This is a genomic window from Staphylococcus sp. IVB6181, assembly GCF_025561445.1.
GTDB classification, from domain to species: Bacteria; Bacillota; Bacilli; order Staphylococcales; family Staphylococcaceae; genus Staphylococcus; species Staphylococcus simulans_B.
This window is the reverse complement of sequence record NZ_CP095096.1, coordinates 2504549-2524155: the sequence shown is the minus strand read 5'-3', so window position 1 is coordinate 2524155 and position 19607 is coordinate 2504549. Positions and strand designations below refer to the sequence as shown.

Here is a 19607-nt window from a genome sequence, read left to right as displayed (position 1 = left end):
TGGGTACAGAATTGCCTGGCTATTTCTTGTCAGTCAAAGTCATGCCGATACACAGGTTTTTGACCTTGTCTTGCAAACGATAATCAAGCATTTTCTGATTAATCACTATCTCAAAAGGAAGTATAAAAATGTACGGACATTTTGCCGCTTTCTTTTTAATAATCTAAAAATACAGGAGTGAACGAAATAATGAGTGATCGCGTAAGAGTCAGATATGCACCGAGTCCAACAGGTTACTTGCATATCGGAAACGCTAGAACAGCACTATTCAACTATTTATTTGCTAAACATTATGATGGAGACTTTATTGTACGTATTGAGGATACGGATAAAAAACGTAACTTAGAAGACGGCGAATCTTCACAATTCAGCAACTTGAAATGGTTAGGTCTTGATTGGGACGAATCTGTTGATAAAGACAATGGTTATGGTCCGTATCGTCAATCTGAACGTGGTAAATTCTACGATCCTTTAGTAGAACAATTATTAGCAGAAGATAAAGCATATAAATGCTATATGACTGAAGAAGAATTAGAAGCGGAACGCGAATGCCAAATTGCACGCGGAGAAACACCGCGCTATGCAGGTAAACATGCTCATTTAACACAAGAAGAAAGAGAAGCATTCGAAGCAGAAGGACGTCTTCCGGCAATTCGTTTCCGTGTACCAAAAGGCAAAGTCTATAAATTCGATGATATGGTTAAAGGCGAAGTATCATTTGAATCAGACAACATCGGCGACTGGGTTATTGTGAAAAAAGACGGTGTTCCGACTTACAACTTCGCAGTAGCTGCAGATGACCACTACATGGAAATCTCTGACGTTATCCGCGGTGATGACCATGTTTCAAACACACCTAAACAATTAATGATTTATGAAGCATTTGGTTGGGAACCGCCGCGTTTCGGCCACATTTCATTAATCGTGAACGAACAACGTAAAAAATTAAGTAAACGTGATGGTCAAATCCTTCAATTCATCGAACAATATCGCGACTTAGGCTACTTGCCGGAAGCATTATTCAACTTCATTACATTGCTTGGCTGGTCACCTGAAGGCGAAGAAGAAATTTTCTCTAGAGAAGAATTCATTAAATTATTCGATGAAAATCGTTTGCAAAAATCACCAGCATTCTTCGATAAGAAAAAATTAGCTTGGGTTAACAACCAATACATGAAACAAAAAGACTCAGAAACAGTCTTCGAACTTGCATTGCCGCATTTAATTAATGCAGGATTGATTCCAGAATCACCATCTGAAAAAGATTTAGACTGGGGTCGCAAATTAATCGGTTTATACCAAAAAGAAATGAGCTATGCAGGTGAAATCGTACCGCTTTCTGAAATCTTCTTCAGAGACGAAATCGAGTTAGGCGAAGAAGAACAAGAAGTTATCAACGGTGAACAAGTGCCAGAACTTATTGAACATTTATACGGCAAGTTAGAAGCGTTAGAACCGTTTGAAGCGGCTGAAATCAAAAAAACAATCAAAGAAGTTCAAAAAGAAACAGGTATTAAAGGCAAACAATTATTTATGCCGATTCGTGTTGCAGTAACAGGATCAATGCATGGTCCGGAATTACCGAATACGATTGAAGTATTAGGTAAAGAAAAAGTACTGAACCGTTTAAAAAAATATCTATAATTTCGATGGGGGACACTGCTTGAATTTTCAACGCAAACCACCTATTATTAGAAGTAATTACTGAGGATTAGTAAATAAAGTTTCAAGTCCAGAGAGTGTGCGGCTGCTGCGAGCACATCTTGAGCGTTATTGAATGCACCTTGGTTCAGACAATGATAAATACGGGATTTGAGAGAGTATGCCTTGAAACATTTGTATCACGCATACTGAAGAAGAGTGGAACCGTGCGAAGCACCTCTGACATTAAGTTGTTAGAGGTGCTTTCGTTATATATAGGAGGGGAATAACTTGTTTAAAAGAATGAGAGACGATATAAAAATGGTATTCGAACAAGATCCTGCGGCTAAGACGTCATTTGAGGTTGTGACAACTTATGCAGGATTGCATGCAGTATGGAATCACTTGCTGGCACACAAACTTTATAATAAAAAGCACTACGTTGCTGCACGTATTATTTCACAAGTATCACGCTTTTTCACTGGGATTGAAATTCACCCCGGTGCCAAAATAGGCAAACGTTTATTTATTGACCATGGTATGGGAGTGGTTATCGGCGAAACTTGTACAATCGGCGATAATGTAACAATTTACCAAGGTGTCACACTCGGCGGTACAGGTAAAGAGAAAGGTAAACGTCACCCTGATATCGGAGATAACGTGTTGATTGCAGCGGGTTCAAAAATTTTAGGCAATATCAAAGTAGATTCAAACGTCAATATCGGCGCAAACTCAGTGGTATTAACGAATGTACCAAGTTATTCAACGGTAGTCGGTATTCCTGGTCATATTGTAAAACAACATGGCAAACGTATTGGTAAAAACTTCGACCATCTCAACTTACCAGACCCAATTTACGAACAAATGAAACAATTAGAGAAACAACTAGAGCAAGTTAAGAATGGAGAGATTCAAGATGATTACATTATATAATACATTAACAAGACAAAAAGAACCGTTTAAGCCTTTAGAAGAAGGCAAAGTTAAAATGTATGTCTGCGGTCCGACGGTTTACAACTATATTCATATTGGGAATGCGCGTCCAGCTATCAACTACGACGTAGTCCGCCGCTATTTTGAATATAAAGGCTACGATGTGAACTATGTATCTAACTTCACGGATGTGGATGACAAATTAATCAAACGTTCAAAAGAATTAAACGAAAGTGTGCCTGAAATCGCAGACCGTTATATTAAAGCGTTCTACGAAGATACAGGCGCATTGAACGTTAAAAAAGCAACATCTAATCCGCGTGTTATGAATCATATGGATGATATCATCCAATTTATTCAAAACCTCGTGGACCAAGGTTATGCTTACGAAAGTGAAGGCGACGTATACTTCAGAACACGCAAGTTTGAAGGCTACGGCAAACTCAGCCACCAATCTATTGATGACTTAAAAGTCGGTGCACGTATTGAATCAGGCGAGCAAAAAGAAGATGCGTTAGACTTCACATTATGGAAAAAAGCAAAACCGGGCGAAATCAGCTGGGACAGCCCATTCGGCAAAGGTCGTCCAGGCTGGCATATCGAATGCTCTGTTATGGCATACCATGAATTAGGCGAAACAATCGATATTCACGCAGGGGGCAGCGACTTGCAATTCCCTCACCACGAAAACGAAATCGCACAATCTGAAGCACATAACCATGCGCCTTTTGCGAACTATTGGATGCATAATGGTTTCATCAATATCAACAATGAAAAAATGAGTAAATCATTAGGCAACTTCGTATTAGTACACGACATCATTAAAGAAGTAGACCCGGATGTACTGCGTTTCTTCATGATCAGCGTACATTACCGCAGTCCAATCAACTACAATATGGAGTTAGTAGAATCAGCGAAAGCAGGATTAGAACGTATCCGCAATAGTTATCAAGCTTTAGAAGAAAGAGAAGCGATTGCATCTGATATCGAAGATCAATCAGAATATATCGAACAAGTGGATGCATTGTTAGAACAATTTGAAACAGTGATGGACGATGACTTCAACACAGCGAATGCGATTACAACTTGGTATGACTTAGCAAAATTAGCGAATAAATATGTCATGGAAAATACGACATCTAAAAAAGTCATCGCACGTTTCAAAGAAGTCTTCCAAATCTTCAGCGATGTTTTAGGTGTACCGTTAAAAGGCAAACAAGAAGAATTGTTAGATGAAGAAATCGAAGCATTAATCGAAGAACGTAATGAAGCACGAAAAAATAAAGATTATGCGCGTGCTGATGAAATCCGCGATGAATTAAAAGCGAAAAATATTATTCTTGAAGATACGCCGCAAGGTGTGAGATTCAAACGTGGATAATGCGCAAAATATTAAACTGCTGAACCCCTTATCACTCGCATATATGGGGGATGCAGTTTTAGACCAATATGTCAGACAGCACATTATCTTAAAGCTGCGTGCTAAACCTAATCGTTTGCATCAGCAGGCTAAACGTTTTGTTTCGGCGAAAAGCCAAGCACTGACGTTGGAAAGCTTAATCGAAGCAGAGTGGCTGACTGAAGAAGAGTTGGAAATTGTTCGCAGAGGCCGCAATGCGAAAAGCCATACCAAAGCAAAAAATACAGATATTCAGACTTACCGCAAAAGTTCAGGGCTGGAAGCTGTTATCGGCTTCTTATACCTAGAAGGCCGTACAGAGCGCCTTGAAGCTTTGCTTTGTCGTATTGTATCTGAAGTAGAAGAAAGGGTGTGATGGATGTGGAAGATTCAGTGATTGTAGGAAGACATGCCGTTAAAGAAGCGATTACTTCTGGGCATCCAATCAATAAGATTCTGATTCAAGATGGTGTAAAAAAGCAACAACTTGATGAAATCTTAAAAAATGCAAAAAAGCAAAAATTAATCGTGCAAACCGTACCAAAAACGAAATTAGATGGATTAGCTGAAGCACCGCACCAAGGTGTTGCGGCCCTCGTTGCGCCCTATGAATATGTTGAGCTGGATGACTTGTTAGCAAAATTGAAAGCACAAGATCATCTGCCGACTTTAATGTTGTTAGACGGCCTGGAAGATCCGCATAATTTAGGATCGATTCTAAGAACAGCAGATGCGGCCGGAGTAGATGGTGTCATTATTCCTAAGCGCCGTTCAGTGGCTTTAACGCAAACAGTAGCTAAGGCATCTGCAGGTGCGATTCAGCATATACCGGTCACACGTGTTACCAATTTAGCCCAAACAATGGATAAATTGAAAGAAGAAGGCTACTGGATTGCCGGAACTGCAGCTGATAACGCAACAGACTACCGTCAAATGAGTGCAGATATGCCGATCGCAATTGTAATCGGCAATGAAGGCCATGGCATGAGCCGTCTTGTCAAAGAGAAGTGCGACTTTTATATTAAAATACCAATGGTAGGGCATATCAACAGCTTAAATGCATCTGTAGCGGCAAGTTTGATGATGTACGAAATTTATCGCAAACGTCATCCGGTTGGAGAGTAAGTTATGAAGAATAAGGACCGTTATCTAATCATCGACGGCTACAATATGATTGGCCACAGTACCGCTTTGTCTAATCTTGCAAAAGAAAATTTAGAGGAAGCAAGGGAGAAGTTATTACTGGCCATTGGTAATTACAATGCGACTGTGGCAGACGAAGTCATTTGTGTTTTTGATGCGTATGAACAAGAAGGTACTGAAAGCGAGTTCTATTATCATGGCGTAAGAACGATTTTTACGAAAGAAAACGAAACAGCCGACAGCTTTATTGAGCGCTTTGTATATGGGTTATATGACAAACATACAACCCATATTGCGGTTGTGACGAGTGATCTGAGCGAACAGCACGCTATATTCGGAACAGGTGCATACCGTATTTCATCCAGAGAAATGTGGCAAAACATCAAATTAAGCGAAGCAAGTGTCAGTTCGACCATGAAGACGTTCAATAATAACAAACCGCGTACACGTATTCAGCTTTCTGATGAAGTGTTATCAGAATTTGAAAAAATCAGAAGAGGAGACAATGAAAAATAAGTTTTCTGTATCTTGCTTATTTGATAAGCAGTCCGCTATGATAAGTTCACTTTTATGAAAGGATAGAACTTACAGCGATGCAGAAAACTCCATTTCCTCAAGACATTGTCCCTTTAATACAACTTGTACAAGCACAGGATGCACAAGCAATGCATAAACTGCTGAAAAAGCTGCACCCTGAAATTTGCAGGCGTGTTATGCATACATCAATTGCACCGCATGATTGCGAAGACTTGTTGCAAGATATCTCCATTAGAATCAGCAGAAATATTCATCACTTTAAAATCATCGAAGCGACACCCTTCGAGCATTACTTCAATCGGCTTGTCAAAACATCTAAATATGATTACTACCGAAAGCAAGAACGTTTAAAACTTCAGCAAGAGCACTTAATTGAAGAAGCAAAAAGTGTTTACCGCAGTGCGCGTCCTTCAATAGAAGAACAGCTTATTTTAAAAGAGCGTATAGAAATTCTTATGAACTGCTGCAAGAAATTAAGCAAATTAGAGCAAGAAGTAGTACAATATATGTTGGATGATTATTCCCCAAGTGAAACAGCAAAAGCGATGGGCATTAGTGAAAAAACGGTTTATAATGCATTGCACCGAAGTAAAACGAAGCTGCGCAAAATGCATGAATTATTGGATAGTTAAGTGCATTTCGTTACACTTATAGATACAACTTACAATTCACTAGACGTTTGACAATTTGAGGGTTTCTTATGTATAGTTAGTGAGTATTTAATATAGGTAAGGTGAAGGTATTATGAAGAAAGTCCCGCTTAACTGTGAAATTTGCGGCAATAGAAACTATACCGTACCAAAAAACAGCAACCTTGCAGAAAGACTCGTGTTGAAGAAGTATTGCAAAAAATGCAATGCGCATACAATACACAAGGAATCGAAGTAATTGCTCTTAAGGCCAAGATGAAATTAATGATTAATTGGAGGTACGACAATGGCTGAAGATAAAAACAAAACACCGAAAGAAAGTTTCTTCAAAGGCGTTATATCTGAGATGGAGAAGACGAGCTGGCCGACTGGACCAGAACTCGTAAAATATACAACTATTGTAATTGTTACAGTAATATTTTTCTTAATCTTCTTCTATGCCTTAGATTTGGGAATCGGTAGATTAATAGAATTAATTAGTTAATGAGGAGTGACAGCATGTCTGAAGAAGTTGGAGCAAAGCGTTGGTATGCCGTGCATACTTACTCTGGCTACGAAAATAAAGTTAAGAAAAATTTAGAGAAACGTGTTGAATCAATGAATATGACAGAACAGATTTTCAGAGTTGTCATACCAGAAGAAGAGGAAACACAAGTTAAAGACGGTAAAGCGAAGAAATTAACGAAAAAGACATTCCCTGGTTATGTATTAGTGGAATTAGTCATGACAGATGAGTCTTGGTATGTCGTAAGAAATACACCAGGTGTTACAGGCTTTGTCGGTTCAGCAGGTGCTGGATCAAAACCTAACCCGCTGCTGCCGGATGAAGTTCGCTTTATTTTGAAACAAATGGGAATGAAAGAAAAAACTATCGATGTAGAAGTCGAAGTCGGAGAGCAAGTACGTATCAAATCCGGCCCATTTGCCAACCAAGTCGGTGAAGTTCAAGAGATTGAAGCAGACAAATTCAAACTTACAGTATTAGTAGATATGTTTGGCAGAGAAACTCCTGTAGAAGTAGAGTTTGATCAAATCGAAAAATTGTAATGCAATTCAGGTATTGATTTTACATTTTTTCAATGATATAATATTATGGTCGTGCTTTGGAAGAAGGCGGCCATTTCGTCACGAAATGTTTTAAGAGTGGGAGGGCAAAACTGAGCCCTGTGACCACATCACGATATCAAGGAGGTGTACATCGTGGCTAAAAAAGTAGAAAAAGTAGTTAAATTGCAAATTCCTGCAGGTAAAGCGAACCCAGCACCACCAGTTGGTCCAGCATTAGGTCAAGCAGGTGTGAACATTATGGGATTCTGTAAAGAATTCAACGCGAGAACACAAGAACAAGCAGGTTTAATCATTCCGGTAGAAATCAGTGTATATGAAGACCGTTCATTTACATTCATTACAAAAACTCCACCGGCTCCAGTACTACTTAAAAAAGCAGCTGGCGTTGACAAAGGTTCTGGTGAACCTAACAAAAACAAAGTTGCTACAGTAACTAAAGATCAAGTACGTGAAATCGCTGAAACAAAAATGCCTGACTTAAACGCGGCAGATATTGAAGCGGCAATGCGTATTGTCGAAGGTACTGCACGTAGTATGGGTATCACTGTAGAATAATAGCGTACTTATAAGCAACTCAATGCAAATTGAGTACTTATTAAACGAAAACGAATAACAATTAGAAACTTGAAACAAATGCGGCAGATGACAAATAAGTGAATCCAATGAAACATGTTGCGAACAATTATGGCGTCATCTGCTCTTAACTTGCGATAGCAAGTAATGTGGGAGGACATTCCGCTAAAACCACTAAAGGAGGAAAATATAAATGGCTAAAAAAGGTAAAAAGTATCTAGAAGCTGCTAAAAAAGTTGACCGTAATGAATATTACGGTGTTGAAGATGCAATCAGCTTAGCTAAAGAAACTAGCGTTGCAAACTTCGATGCTTCTGTTGAAGTAGCATTCCGTTTAGGTATCGATACTCGTAAAAACGACCAGCAAATCCGTGGTGCGGTAGTATTACCGCACGGAACTGGTAAAACTCAACGTGTATTAGTATTCGCGAAAGGTGATAAAGCGACTGAAGCTCAAGAAGCTGGCGCAGATTACGTAGGCGAATCAGAATACGCAACTAAAATCCAACAAGGCTGGTTCGATTTCGATGTAGTAGTAGCTACACCGGACATGATGGGCGAAGTTGGTAAATTAGGTCGTGTATTAGGACCTAAAGGTTTAATGCCTAACCCTAAAACTGGCACAGTAACAATGGACGTTAAAAAAGCGGTTGAAGAAATCAAAGCAGGTAAAGTAGAATACCGTGCTGAGAAAGCTGGTATTGTCCACGCTTCAATCGGTAAAGTATCATTCAGTACTGAAGACTTAGTTGAAAACTTCAAAGCGTTGCAAGACGTTTTAACAAAAGCTAAACCAGCTTCAGCTAAAGGTACTTACTTCAAGTCTGTTGCAGTGTCAACTACAATGGGTCCTGGTGTTAAAGTAGATACTTCAAGCTTCAAACTTTAATATATAAATGAAACTAAGAACTAGAGAAAATGCTAAAGTTGCACAGTGCCAATCGTATAGATTTATATCTGCAAGGCTTTAAAAATATTTTCTCTAGTTTTTTTAAAACATATTGACATATTACATCGTAACAGTTATATTTATTGATGTGATTATTTTACCTAAGACAGTAGGAGTTAGAAATAACTTAAAATAATGATCCTACCGAGGCTAAAATTGACTTGAACGTGAACTATGAAACTTTCAAGCACTTTTTGCCGTGGGGTGAAAGTGCTTTTTTTATTGGGTAAGGCTCAAATAAAAAGCACCGAACAAAATTTATATGGAGGTGTCTAAATGTCTGGAATTATTGAAGCTAAAAAACAATTAGTTGACCAAATCGCTGATCAACTTAAAAATTCTGTTTCAACAGTAATCGTGAATTACCGTGGTTTAACAGTAGCTGAAGTAACTGAATTACGTAAACAATTACGTGAAGCAGGTGTTGAGTACAAAGTTTACAAAAACACTATGTTACGTCGTGCTGCAGAACAAGCGGGAATCGAAGGTATTGACGAATTCTTAGTAGGTCCTACTGCTATTGCAACAGCTACTGAAGACGTAGTTGCTCCTGCAAAAGTTATTGCTGGATTTGCTAAAGAACACGAAGCTTTAGAAATTAAAACAGGCGTGATGGACGGTAGTGTTATCTCAGCAGAAGAAGTTAAAACTGTTGGTTCTTTACCATCTCACGACGGTCTTGTATCTATGTTACTTTCTGTATTACAAGCTCCTGTACGCAACTTCGCTTATGCAGTTAAAGCAGTTGGCGAATCAAAAGAAGAAGAAAGCGCTGAATAATCAGTACGCACAAATAATTATTTAAAAAATGGAGGAAATATATAATGGCTAATCAAGAACAAATCATTGAAGCAATTAAAGAAATGTCAGTATTAGAATTAAATGACTTAGTAAAAGCAATCGAAGAAGAATTTGGTGTAACTGCAGCAGCTCCAGTAGCAGCAGCAGGTGCAGCAGGCGGCGGAGACGCAGCAGCAGAAAAAACTGAATTTGACGTTGAGTTAACTTCAGCTGGATCATCAAAAATCAAAGTTGTTAAAGCTGTTAAAGACGCAACTGGCTTAGGATTAAAAGACGCTAAAGAATTAGTAGACAACGCTCCTAAAGTAATCAAAGAAGCTTTACCTAAAGAAGAAGCTGAAAAACTTAAAGAAACATTAGAAGAAGTTGGCGCAACTGTAGAATTAAAATAATTCTATTTAAACAGCCAATAACTAAATGAAAAGAGAACGAGGCTAATTACCATTGTTAATATCGTGAAACATCGTTTCACAGCCTGAATTCTTTGAGAAATGAAAACCCCGTTATTGAGTTAACGGGGTTTTTCTAATGAGTGCAGTTCAATTTTGAATAAAAGGTATTTATAGCAAAACACTGATGTTATGTGTATCCTTAGAGTAAAGGGTGTGCTTGCCTTTATTTAGAATGAAACAAACAGGCTCAAATGATTTCTAAAGAGAAGCAATGAGGTGTAAGTATGAGTCATTATTACGACAAAGATCCAAATATTGAAAGTCATAAAGAGACGTTTAAATACCATTATCATCAAAATGAATTGAATCTCGTGACAGATGCCGGTGTATTTTCAAAAGGGAAAATCGACTTCGGTTCGGATTTGCTTGTGCGAACGTTCTTAAAAGAACATCCGCCAGGACCGAGCAAAACCATTGTTGATGTCGGCTGCGGCTACGGCCCAATCGGATTGATGATTGCAAAAGTATCACCGCATCATCAAATTATCATCTTGGATGTGAACCACCGTGCACTGGATCTAGCAAAAGAAAATAGTGAAAAGAATCATATTGATAATGTCACTATTTTAGAGAGCGATGGTTTAGCTGAAGTTCAAGATGATTCATGCGACATGGTTGTGACGAATCCGCCAATCAGGGCAGGAAAGTCAGTGGTCCATGGTATTTTAGAAGATGCATATGAGAAGTTGAAGGCAGACGGCGAGTTGTATGTTGTGATTCAAAAGAAACAAGGCATGCCTTCAGCAAAAAAGAAAATGGAAGCTGTTTTTGGGAACGTTGAAACCCTGACTAAAGAGAAAGGGTATTATATTTTAAAAAGCAAGCGTTAACCATTGACAACCATATGAGTTTCTGATATAGTTATAGAATGTAAAAATTTATGTTCAAGAAGTGTGTACTTTTACGTATAAAATAACAAAGTAAATCTTTAATAACACAGAATAGAAAATGGTGTCATCGGGTGTGCTGCCGTTTTCTTTTTGTCTTGTTACCGTTTTGTTTATTTTATAATGTAAGAGACATTCGAACAATTTTTGAGGGGTGAATCTGTTTGGCAGGTAAATTTGTCCAATATGGAAGACATCGTAAACGTAGAAATTACGCGAGAATTTCTGAGGTTTTAGAATTACCAAACCTTATTGAAATTCAAACTAAATCTTATGAATGGTTCTTAAAAGAAGGCTTATTAGAAATGTTTAGAGACATTTCTCCAATCGAAGACTTCACAGGCAACCTTTCTTTAGAATTTGTAGATTATAGATTGGGTGAACCGAAATACGATTTAGAGGAATCTAAGAACCGCGACGTAACTTATGCTGCACCTCTTCGTGTCAAAGTGCGTCTTATTAACAAAGAAACAGGAGAAGTGAAAGACCAAGAAGTCTTTATGGGTGATTTCCCATTAATGACAGATACTGGTACTTTCGTAATTAATGGTGCGGAACGTGTTATTGTTTCGCAATTAGTACGTTCTCCATCCGTATACTTCAATGAAAAAATAGATAAAAACGGTCGCGAAAACTATGATGCAACAGTTATTCCTAACCGTGGTGCTTGGTTAGAGTTTGAAACTGATGCAAAAGATATTGTTTATGTGCGTATCGACAGAACAAGAAAATTACCGTTAACTATATTATTACGCGCGCTAGGCTATTCAACTGATCAATCAATTATTGATTTATTAGGCGATAATGAATACTTGCGCAACACATTAGAAAAAGACAGTACTGAAAATACTGATCAAGCTTTATTAGAAATTTACGAACGTTTACGCCCTGGCGAACCACCTACAGTAGAAAACGCGAAAAGCTTGCTTTATTCTCGTTTCTTCGATCCAAAACGCTATGATTTAGCAAGTGTTGGTCGCTATAAAATGAATAAAAAACTTCATTTAAAACATCGTTTATTCAACCAAAAATTGGCTGAACCGATTGTTAATACTGAAACAGGTGAAATTGTTGCTGAAGAAGGCACAGTTTTAGACCGTCGTAAACTAGACGAAATTATGGATGTTTTAGAATCTAATGCAAACATCGAAGTAGATGAATTAGATGACAGCATCGTTAACGAACCTGTTGAAACACAATCAATTAAAATCTATGTACCTAATGATGAAGAAGGCCGTACAACAACAGTAATCGGCAACGCATTCCCTGATTCAGAGGTTAAATGCATTACACCGGCTGATATTGTTGCTTCAATGTCTTACTTCTTCAACTTATTGTATGGTGTAGGTCAAACTGACGATATTGACCACTTAGGCAACCGTCGTTTACGTTCAGTAGGCGAATTATTGCAAAACCAATTCAGAATCGGTCTTTCAAGAATGGAACGTGTGGTACGTGAAAGAATGTCTATCCAAGACACTGATTCAATTACACCGCAGCAATTAATCAACATTCGTCCGGTAATTGCATCTATCAAAGAATTCTTTGGCAGCTCTCAATTATCACAATTCATGGACCAAGCGAACCCATTAGCAGAATTAACACACAAACGTCGTTTATCTGCATTAGGACCTGGTGGTTTAACACGTGAACGTGCCCAAATGGAAGTACGTGACGTGCACTATTCTCACTATGGCCGTATGTGTCCAATCGAGACACCTGAGGGTCCGAACATTGGTTTAATCAACTCGTTATCAAGTTATGCACGTGTTAACGAATTCGGATTTATCGAAACACCATATCGTAAAGTAGACCATGATAAAAATGCGGTAACAGATCAAATCGATTACTTAACTGCTGATGAAGAAGACAGTTATGTCGTTGCCCAAGCGAACTCTCGTTTAGATGACGAAGGTCGTTTCTTAGACGAAGAAATCGTTTGTCGTTTCCGTGGTAACAACACAACTATGGACAGAGAGAAAATGGACTACATGGACGTTTCTCCTAAACAAGTTGTTTCTGCTGCGACAGCATGTATCCCATTCTTAGAAAACGATGACTCTAACCGTGCGTTAATGGGTGCGAACATGCAGCGTCAAGCAGTACCATTGATGAACCCTGAATCTCCATTTGTAGGTACAGGTATGGAACATGTTGCTGCACGCGACTCAGGTGCTGCAGTTATCAACAGACATTTCGGTCGTGTTGAACATGTTGAATCAAACGAAATTAAAGTTCGCCGTATCATCGAAGAAGATGGTCAAGAATATGATGGCGAAGTAGATACGTATAGATTAGCTAAATTCAAACGTTCTAACTCAGGTACATGTTATAACCAACGTCCGATTGTTAAAGTCGGAGATGTTGTATCACAAGGCGAAATCTTAGCTGACGGTCCTTCTATGGAACTTGGCGAGATGGCACTTGGACGCAACGTAGTTGTAGGTTTCATGACATGGGACGGTTATAACTACGAGGATGCTGTAATCATGAGTGAACGTCTTGTTAAAGACGATGTTTACACTTCAATTCATATCGAAGAATATGAATCAGAAGCACGTGATACAAAATTAGGACCTGAAGAAATCACACGTGATATTCCGAACGTTGCAGAAAGCGCACTTAAAAACCTAGATGAACGCGGTATTGTTTATGTAGGTGCAGAAGTTAAAGATGGCGACATCTTGGTTGGTAAAGTAACACCTAAAGGTGTCACTGAATTAACTGCTGAAGAACGCTTATTACATGCAATCTTTGGTGAAAAAGCACGTGAAGTCCGCGATACTTCATTACGTGTACCACATGGTGCAGGCGGTATTGTTCTAGACGTTAAAGTCTTCAACCGCGAAGACGGCGACGATTCATTATCTCCAGGTGTAAACCAACTTGTACGTGTTTATATCGTTCAAAAACGTAAAATCCACGTAGGGGATAAAATGTGCGGTCGTCACGGTAACAAAGGTGTTATTTCTAAGATTGTTCCTGAAGAAGATATGCCTTACTTACCAGACGGAACACCTATTGATATCATGTTAAACCCATTAGGTGTACCATCACGTATGAACATCGGACAAGTACTTGAATTGCACTTAGGTATGGCGGCTAAAAACTTAGGTATTCATGTCGCATCACCAGTATTCGATGGTGCCAACGATGATGATGTTTGGTCTACAATCGAAGAAGCAGGTATGGCAAGAGATGGTAAAACTGTATTGTATGATGGACGTACAGGCGAACCATTCGATAACCGTATTTCTGTTGGTGTAATGTACATGTTGAAACTTGCACACATGGTTGACGACAAATTACATGCGCGTTCAACTGGACCATACTCACTTGTTACACAACAACCACTTGGCGGTAAAGCTCAATTCGGTGGACAACGTTTCGGTGAGATGGAGGTATGGGCACTTGAAGCATATGGTGCTGCATACACATTGCAAGAAATCCTAACTTACAAATCTGATGACACTGTAGGTCGTGTAAAAACTTATGAAGCGATCGTTAAAGGTGAAAACATCTCTAGACCAAGTGTTCCGGAATCATTCCGCGTATTGATGAAAGAATTACAAAGTTTAGGACTTGATGTTAAAGTCATGGATGAAGATGATAAAGAAATTGAAATGTCAGATATGGATGATGATGATGTGAACGAACATAAAGTGAACATCCAACAATCTTCAATCCCTGAATCTCAAAAAGAAATCACTGACTAATATATTTCAATGTTCAATAAGCAAATAGCGTAATGTTTAAAATTCAAATAGCATAAGGCAGCATTAGGCAATGTACTGCATTGCCTTTATGCACCTTTAATATTTTTCAATTTATTGATCATTTATCAATCAAATAGCACAGCTAATCTAAATTGAAGGAGGTAGGCTCCTTGATTGATGTAAATAATTTCCATTATATGAAAATCGGCCTTGCTTCACCTGAAAAGATTCGTTCATGGTCATACGGTGAAGTTAAGAAACCTGAAACAATCAACTATCGTACTTTAAAACCTGAAAAAGATGGTTTGTTCTGCGAAAGAATTTTCGGACCTACAAAAGACTGGGAATGTAGTTGCGGTAAGTACAAACGTGTACGTTATAAAGGTATGGTTTGTGACCGTTGCGGCGTTGAAGTAACTAAATCAAAAGTACGTCGTGAAAGAATGGGCCACATTGAACTTGCGGCACCTGTATCACACATTTGGTACTTCAAAGGTATCCCAAGCCGTATGGGTCTATTATTAGATATGTCTCCAAGATCATTAGAAGAAGTCATTTACTTCGCATCTTATGTTGTGGTTGACCCAGGCCCAACAGGTCTTGAGAAAAAATCATTGCTTTCAGAAGCAGAATACAGAGATTACTATGACAAATTCCCTGGTCAATTCGTAGCAAAAATGGGTGCTGAAGGTATCAAAGACCTATTAGCAGAAATTGACTTGGATGAAGAGTTGAAAGAGTTGCGTACTGAATTAGAATCAGCTACTGGTCAAAGATTGACACGTGCAATCAAACGTTTAGAAGTAGTTGAATCATTCAGAAACTCTGGTAACGAACCTTCATGGATGATTTTGGATGTACTTCCGATTATCCCGCCGGAAATCCGTCCAATGGTTCAATTAGACGGCGGACGTTTTGCGACAAGTGACTTAAACGACTTATACCGTCGTGTCATCAACCGTAACAACCGTTTGAAACGTTTATTAGATTTAGGTGCGCCTGGCATCATCGTTCAAAACGAAAAACGTATGCTGCAAGAAGCTGTCGATGCATTAATCGATAACGGTCGCCGCGGCCGTCCAGTTACTGGTCCAGGCAACCGTCCTTTAAAATCACTTTCACACATGTTGAAAGGTAAACAAGGTCGTTTCCGTCAAAACTTATTAGGTAAACGTGTTGACTATTCAGGTCGTTCAGTTATCGCCGTTGGTCCAAGTTTAAAAATGTACCAATGTGGTTTGCCTAAAGAAATGGCGTTAGAATTATTCAAACCTTTCGTAATGAAAGAATTAGTTCAACGCGAAATCGCAACAAACATCAAAAATGCGAAAAGTAAAATCGAACGTATGGAAGATGAAGTATGGGATGTTTTAGAAGATGTAATCAGAGAACACCCAGTACTTTTAAACCGTGCGCCTACACTTCACAGATTAGGTATCCAAGCTTTCGAACCAACATTGGTTGAAGGCCGTGCGATTCGTCTGCACCCATTGGTTACAACAGCATACAACGCTGACTTCGATGGTGACCAAATGGCTGTTCACGTACCTTTATCTAAAGAAGCACAAGCAGAAGCACGTATGTTGATGCTTGCAGCACAAAACATCTTGAACCCTAAAGACGGTAAACCAGTTGTTACACCATCACAAGATATGGTACTTGGTAACTATTACCTTACTTTAGAGCGTGAAGATGCTGTGAATACAGGAGCTATCTTCAATGACGCAAATGAAGTCTTGAAGGCTTACCAAAACGGTTATGTACACTTGCATACACGTATCGGTGTACACGCAGGTTCATTCCATAATCCTACGTTCACAGAAGAACAAAACAGCAAGATTCTTACAACAACAGTTGGTAAAGTAATCTTCAACGAAATTATTCCGGATTCATTTGCTTACATTAATGAACCATCACAAACAAACTTAGAAGATAAAACACCTGATAAATACTTCGTCAGCGCAAGCGAATTAGGCGAAGGCGGCTTGAAAGCATACTTTGAAGAACAAGAACTTGTTGATCCGTTCAACAAAAAATTCTTAGGAAATATCATCGCAGAAGTGTTCAATCGCTTCAGCATTACTGATACTTCAATGATGCTTGACCGTATGAAAGACTTAGGTTTCAAATTCTCTTCTAAAGCAGGTATCACTGTTGGTGTATCTGACATTGTGGTATTACCGGATAAACAAGAAATCTTAGATGAACACGAAAAATTAGTTGAACGTGTTCAAAAACAATATAACCGTGGTTTAATCACTGAAGAAGAACGTTATAATGCTGTCGTTGAAATTTGGACAGATGCTAAGGATGAAATTCAAGGCAAATTGATGAAATCCCTAGAGAAAACGAACCCTATCTTCATGATGAGTGACTCTGGTGCCCGTGGTAACGCATCTAACTTTACTCAGTTAGCCGGTATGCGTGGTCTGATGGCCGCTCCATCAGGTAAAATCATCGAGTTGCCGATCACATCTTCATTCCGTGAAGGTTTAACAGTGTTAGAGTACTTCATCTCTACTCACGGTGCGCGTAAAGGTCTTGCCGATACAGCACTTAAAACTGCCGATTCAGGTTACCTTACTCGTCGTCTGGTTGACGTGGCACAAGATGTTATTGTTCGTGAAGAAGACTGCGGAACTGACCGCGGCTTGCTTGTATCTGACATTAAAGAAGGTACAGAAATGATCGAACCATTCATCGAGCGTATTGAAGGCCGTTACTCTAAAGAAACGGTACGTCATCCAGAAACAGATGAAGTGTTAGTAGAACCAGATCAATTAATCACACCAGAAATCGCAAAACGTATTACAGATGCTGGCATTGAGCAAATGTATATCCGTTCAGCATTTACATGTAACACACGTCATGGTGTATGTGAAAAATGTTACGGTAAAAACCTTGCGACTGGTGAAAAAGTTGAAGTTGGTGAAGCGGTTGGTACAATCGCAGCACAATCTATCGGTGAACCAGGTACACAGCTTACAATGCGTACCTTCCATACAGGCGGGGTAGCCGGAAGCGATATCACACAAGGTCTTCCACGTATCCAAGAGATCTTCGAAGCACGTAACCCTAAAGGTCAAGCTGTTATCACTGACATTGAAGGTACTGTTGAAGACATCAAACTTGCGAAAGACCGTCAACAAGAAATCGTGATTAAAGGTGCAAACGAAACAAGATCTTATCTTGCTTCAGGTACTTCACGTCTTAAAGTTGAAAAAGGCCAACACGTTGAACGCGGTGAAGTCTTAACTGAAGGTTCTATCGAACCTAAGCACTACTTATCAGTAGCAGGCTTAAATGCGACTGAAAGTTACTTGCTTAAAGAAGTTCAAAAAGTTTACCGTATGCAAGGTGTAGAAATCGACGATAAACACGTTGAGGTTATGGTACGTCAAATGTTACGTAAAGTACGTATCATCGAAGCTGGCGATACTAAATTATTACCAGGTTCATTAGTAGACATCCATAACTTCACAGATGCGAACAGAGAAGCATTCAAAGAACGCAAACGTCCAGCAACTGCTAAACCAGTATTGCTTGGTATTACTAAAGCGTCTCTTGAAACAGAAAGCTTCTTATCAGCCGCATCATTCCAAGAAACAACACGTGTCCTTACTGATGCAGCTATCAAAGGTAAACGTGATGACTTGCTTGGACTTAAAGAGAACGTTATTATCGGTAAATTGATTCCTGCAGGTACAGGTATGAGACGTTACAGCGATGCTAAATACGAAAAACATATCGATCCTCAAGTTAAAGAGGCAGTTGAAGTACTTGCGGAAGATACACCGCAACAATAATAAATATTAATTTTGAAGCCAATACTGCTTTCGCAAGAAAGCGGGTATTGGCTTTCTTTTATTGGATAATTTGAAATAAAAGTTGTAAGAAATCAGTGAAGATGTTTGAAATTCTTTCTGAATTTGTTATGATTAAAAAAGTCGACAGTATATTGAAAAATAATGTTGACGCAACCTATGGAAAGTGTTACTATTATAAAGGTTGATGCAAGCAAAACTTTGGAGGATAGTCAATGTCTAATGAAAAAGTTGCACGCTTTAACAAACACCATAGTGTTGTTGGTTTGAAAGAGACGCTCAAAGCGCTCAAAAAGAACCGAGTTACATCATTGATTATTGCTCAAGACGTTGAAGTTTATTTGCTGTCAGACGTGTTAAGTAAGATCAATCATAGCGATATATCTGTTTCATTTTTCGAAAGCAAGAAAGCTTTAGGAGAATTTGCAGGTATCAACGTAGATGCAGCAATTGTTGCTCTATTGAAATGAGAATTAGTAAGTAATTATGCTTACTAAATTTTATTTAACCTAAAAATGAACCACCTGGATGTGTGGGATTATAAAACAGGAGAGGAGGACATCTTAAATGCCTACTATTAACCAATTAGTACGTAAACCAAGAAAAAGCAAAGCTAAGAAATCAGATTCACCAGCTTTGAACAAAGGTTTTAACAGTATGAGAAAACAATTTACTGACTTGAACTCACCACAAAAACGTGGCGTTTGTACTCGTGTTGGTACAATGACACCTAAAAAACCTAACTCAGCGTTACGTAAATATGCGCGTGTTCGTTTATCAAACAACATCGAAGTGAACGCATATATCCCTGGTATCGGCCATAACTTGCAAGAACACAGTGTTGTACTTGTACGTGGAGGTCGTGTAAAAGACTTACCTGGTGTGCGTTACCATATCGTTCGTGGTGCACTTGATACTTCAGGTGTAGAAGGTCGTATGCAAAGCCGTTCATTATACGGTACTAAACGTCCTAAAAAATAAGTTTAAGATTACGTAAATTTTCGAGATAGATTATGAGATTATACTATAATATG

Annotated in this window: 19 protein-coding genes and 1 other annotated feature; all 19 genes read left to right on the top strand. The window is 38.8% G+C overall.

Features of this window, described 5'->3' with window-relative positions:
- The first annotated feature begins 189 nt into the window (after positions 1 to 189).
- The 19 genes from gltX (at position 190) to rpsL (ending at position 19554) form a co-directional block, all read left to right on the top strand.
- Positions 190 to 1644 (top strand): glutamate--tRNA ligase, encoded by a 1455-nt coding sequence (gltX, locus tag MUA90_RS12405; RefSeq protein ID WP_262587245.1) that lies wholly within the window; start codon positions 190 to 192, stop codon positions 1642 to 1644.
- Positions 1645 to 1944: 300 nt separating this feature from the next.
- A complete protein-coding gene (gene cysE / locus MUA90_RS12400; RefSeq protein ID WP_199790696.1) occupies positions 1945 to 2574 on the top strand; it encodes a serine O-acetyltransferase in 630 nt (209 codons plus the stop codon).
- Positions 2558 to 3955, top strand: coding sequence for a cysteine--tRNA ligase (gene cysS / locus MUA90_RS12395; protein WP_262587243.1), 1398 nt, complete (start codon positions 2558 to 2560; stop codon positions 3953 to 3955). Before cysE ends, cysS begins: the two co-directional genes overlap by 17 nt.
- Complete coding sequence (locus MUA90_RS12390; RefSeq protein ID WP_232166814.1) at positions 3948 to 4349, top strand: Mini-ribonuclease 3; 402 nt, start codon at positions 3948 to 3950, stop codon at positions 4347 to 4349. Before cysS ends, MUA90_RS12390 begins: the two co-directional genes overlap by 8 nt.
- A 5-nt stretch (positions 4350 to 4354) precedes the next feature.
- Positions 4355 to 5098: a 23S rRNA (guanosine(2251)-2'-O)-methyltransferase RlmB gene (gene rlmB / locus MUA90_RS12385; protein WP_105994745.1), complete on the top strand. Its 744-nt coding sequence runs from the start codon at positions 4355 to 4357 to the stop codon at positions 5096 to 5098.
- 3 nt (positions 5099 to 5101) lie between these two features.
- Positions 5102 to 5632, top strand: a complete 531-nt coding sequence (locus tag MUA90_RS12380) for an NYN domain-containing protein (RefSeq protein ID WP_105994728.1) — start codon at positions 5102 to 5104, stop codon at positions 5630 to 5632.
- A gap of 77 nt (positions 5633 to 5709) precedes the next feature.
- Complete coding sequence (locus tag MUA90_RS12375) at positions 5710 to 6285, top strand: RNA polymerase sigma factor (RefSeq protein WP_262587235.1); 576 nt, start codon at positions 5710 to 5712, stop codon at positions 6283 to 6285.
- A 112-nt stretch (positions 6286 to 6397) separates the two neighbouring features.
- Positions 6398 to 6541 (top strand): 50S ribosomal protein L33, encoded by a 144-nt coding sequence (gene rpmG / locus MUA90_RS12370; protein ID WP_105994726.1) that lies wholly within the window; start codon positions 6398 to 6400, stop codon positions 6539 to 6541.
- Between the two features lie 48 nt (positions 6542 to 6589).
- A complete protein-coding gene (secE, locus tag MUA90_RS12365; RefSeq protein WP_105994725.1) occupies positions 6590 to 6787 on the top strand; it encodes a preprotein translocase subunit SecE in 198 nt (65 codons plus the stop codon).
- Between the two features lie 14 nt (positions 6788 to 6801).
- Positions 6802 to 7350: a transcription termination/antitermination protein NusG gene (gene nusG / locus MUA90_RS12360; protein WP_012664220.1), complete on the top strand. Its 549-nt coding sequence runs from the start codon at positions 6802 to 6804 to the stop codon at positions 7348 to 7350.
- A gap of 153 nt (positions 7351 to 7503) precedes the next feature.
- Complete coding sequence (rplK, locus tag MUA90_RS12355) at positions 7504 to 7926, top strand: 50S ribosomal protein L11 (protein ID WP_002481326.1); 423 nt, start codon at positions 7504 to 7506, stop codon at positions 7924 to 7926.
- Positions 7927 to 8137: 211 nt separating this feature from the next.
- Positions 8138 to 8833: a 50S ribosomal protein L1 gene (rplA, locus tag MUA90_RS12350; RefSeq protein ID WP_105994724.1), complete on the top strand. Its 696-nt coding sequence runs from the start codon at positions 8138 to 8140 to the stop codon at positions 8831 to 8833.
- 142 nt (positions 8834 to 8975) lie between these two features.
- Positions 8976 to 9122 (top strand) — a sequence feature (ribosomal protein L10 leader region).
- Positions 9123 to 9169: 47 nt separating this feature from the next.
- Positions 9170 to 9673, top strand: coding sequence for a 50S ribosomal protein L10 (gene rplJ / locus MUA90_RS12345; protein ID WP_105994723.1), 504 nt, complete (start codon positions 9170 to 9172; stop codon positions 9671 to 9673).
- A 44-nt stretch (positions 9674 to 9717) separates the two neighbouring features.
- The gene (gene rplL, locus MUA90_RS12340) at positions 9718 to 10086 is read left to right on the top strand and encodes a 50S ribosomal protein L7/L12 (RefSeq protein ID WP_002481329.1); all 369 of its coding nucleotides are present in this window, start codon (positions 9718 to 9720) and stop codon (positions 10084 to 10086) included.
- A 284-nt stretch (positions 10087 to 10370) separates the two neighbouring features.
- Positions 10371 to 10976, top strand: coding sequence for a class I SAM-dependent methyltransferase (locus tag MUA90_RS12335; protein ID WP_262587220.1), 606 nt, complete (start codon positions 10371 to 10373; stop codon positions 10974 to 10976).
- Positions 10977 to 11197: 221 nt separating this feature from the next.
- Complete coding sequence (gene rpoB / locus MUA90_RS12330) at positions 11198 to 14749, top strand: DNA-directed RNA polymerase subunit beta (RefSeq protein WP_262587218.1); 3552 nt, start codon at positions 11198 to 11200, stop codon at positions 14747 to 14749.
- 197 nt (positions 14750 to 14946) lie between these two features.
- Positions 14947 to 18555 carry a DNA-directed RNA polymerase subunit beta' gene (gene rpoC, locus MUA90_RS12325; RefSeq protein ID WP_232167249.1) on the top strand — a complete coding sequence of 1203 codons (3609 nt, stop codon included), beginning with the start codon at positions 14947 to 14949 and terminating at the stop codon, positions 18553 to 18555.
- A gap of 233 nt (positions 18556 to 18788) precedes the next feature.
- The gene (locus MUA90_RS12320) at positions 18789 to 19043 is read left to right on the top strand and encodes a ribosomal L7Ae/L30e/S12e/Gadd45 family protein (protein WP_105993383.1); all 255 of its coding nucleotides are present in this window, start codon (positions 18789 to 18791) and stop codon (positions 19041 to 19043) included.
- Positions 19044 to 19140: 97 nt separating this feature from the next.
- On the top strand, positions 19141 to 19554 hold the full coding sequence (rpsL, locus tag MUA90_RS12315; RefSeq protein WP_002481334.1) for a 30S ribosomal protein S12: 414 nt from the start codon (positions 19141 to 19143) through the stop codon (positions 19552 to 19554).
- The last annotated feature ends 53 nt before the right edge of the window (positions 19555 to 19607 follow it).

Excerpts from the sequence above, each read along its gene's own strand:
- MUA90_RS12375 (WP_262587235.1), top strand. The coding sequence starts at position 5,710 with ATGCAGAAAACTCCATTTCCTCAAGACATTGTCCCTTTAATACAACTT.
- rpmG (WP_105994726.1), top strand. The coding sequence starts at position 6,398 with ATGAAGAAAGTCCCGCTTAACTGTGAAATTTGCGGCAATAGAAACTAT.
- rplJ (WP_105994723.1), top strand. The coding sequence starts at position 9,170 with ATGTCTGGAATTATTGAAGCTAAAAAACAATTAGTTGACCAAATCGCT.
- cysE (WP_199790696.1), top strand. The coding sequence starts at position 1,945 with ATGAGAGACGATATAAAAATGGTATTCGAACAAGATCCTGCGGCTAAG.
- nusG (WP_012664220.1), top strand. The coding sequence starts at position 6,802 with ATGTCTGAAGAAGTTGGAGCAAAGCGTTGGTATGCCGTGCATACTTAC.
- MUA90_RS12380 (WP_105994728.1), top strand. The coding sequence starts at position 5,102 with ATGAAGAATAAGGACCGTTATCTAATCATCGACGGCTACAATATGATT.
- rplA (WP_105994724.1), top strand. The coding sequence starts at position 8,138 with ATGGCTAAAAAAGGTAAAAAGTATCTAGAAGCTGCTAAAAAAGTTGAC.
- cysS (WP_262587243.1), top strand. The coding sequence starts at position 2,558 with ATGATTACATTATATAATACATTAACAAGACAAAAAGAACCGTTTAAG.
- rpsL (WP_002481334.1), top strand. The coding sequence starts at position 19,141 with ATGCCTACTATTAACCAATTAGTACGTAAACCAAGAAAAAGCAAAGCT.
- gltX (WP_262587245.1), top strand. The coding sequence starts at position 190 with ATGAGTGATCGCGTAAGAGTCAGATATGCACCGAGTCCAACAGGTTAC.
- rplL (WP_002481329.1), top strand. The coding sequence starts at position 9,718 with ATGGCTAATCAAGAACAAATCATTGAAGCAATTAAAGAAATGTCAGTA.
- rpoC (WP_232167249.1), top strand. The coding sequence starts at position 14,947 with ATGAAAATCGGCCTTGCTTCACCTGAAAAGATTCGTTCATGGTCATAC.
- secE (WP_105994725.1), top strand. The coding sequence starts at position 6,590 with ATGGCTGAAGATAAAAACAAAACACCGAAAGAAAGTTTCTTCAAAGGC.
- MUA90_RS12335 (WP_262587220.1), top strand. The coding sequence starts at position 10,371 with ATGAGTCATTATTACGACAAAGATCCAAATATTGAAAGTCATAAAGAG.
- MUA90_RS12320 (WP_105993383.1), top strand. The coding sequence starts at position 18,789 with ATGTCTAATGAAAAAGTTGCACGCTTTAACAAACACCATAGTGTTGTT.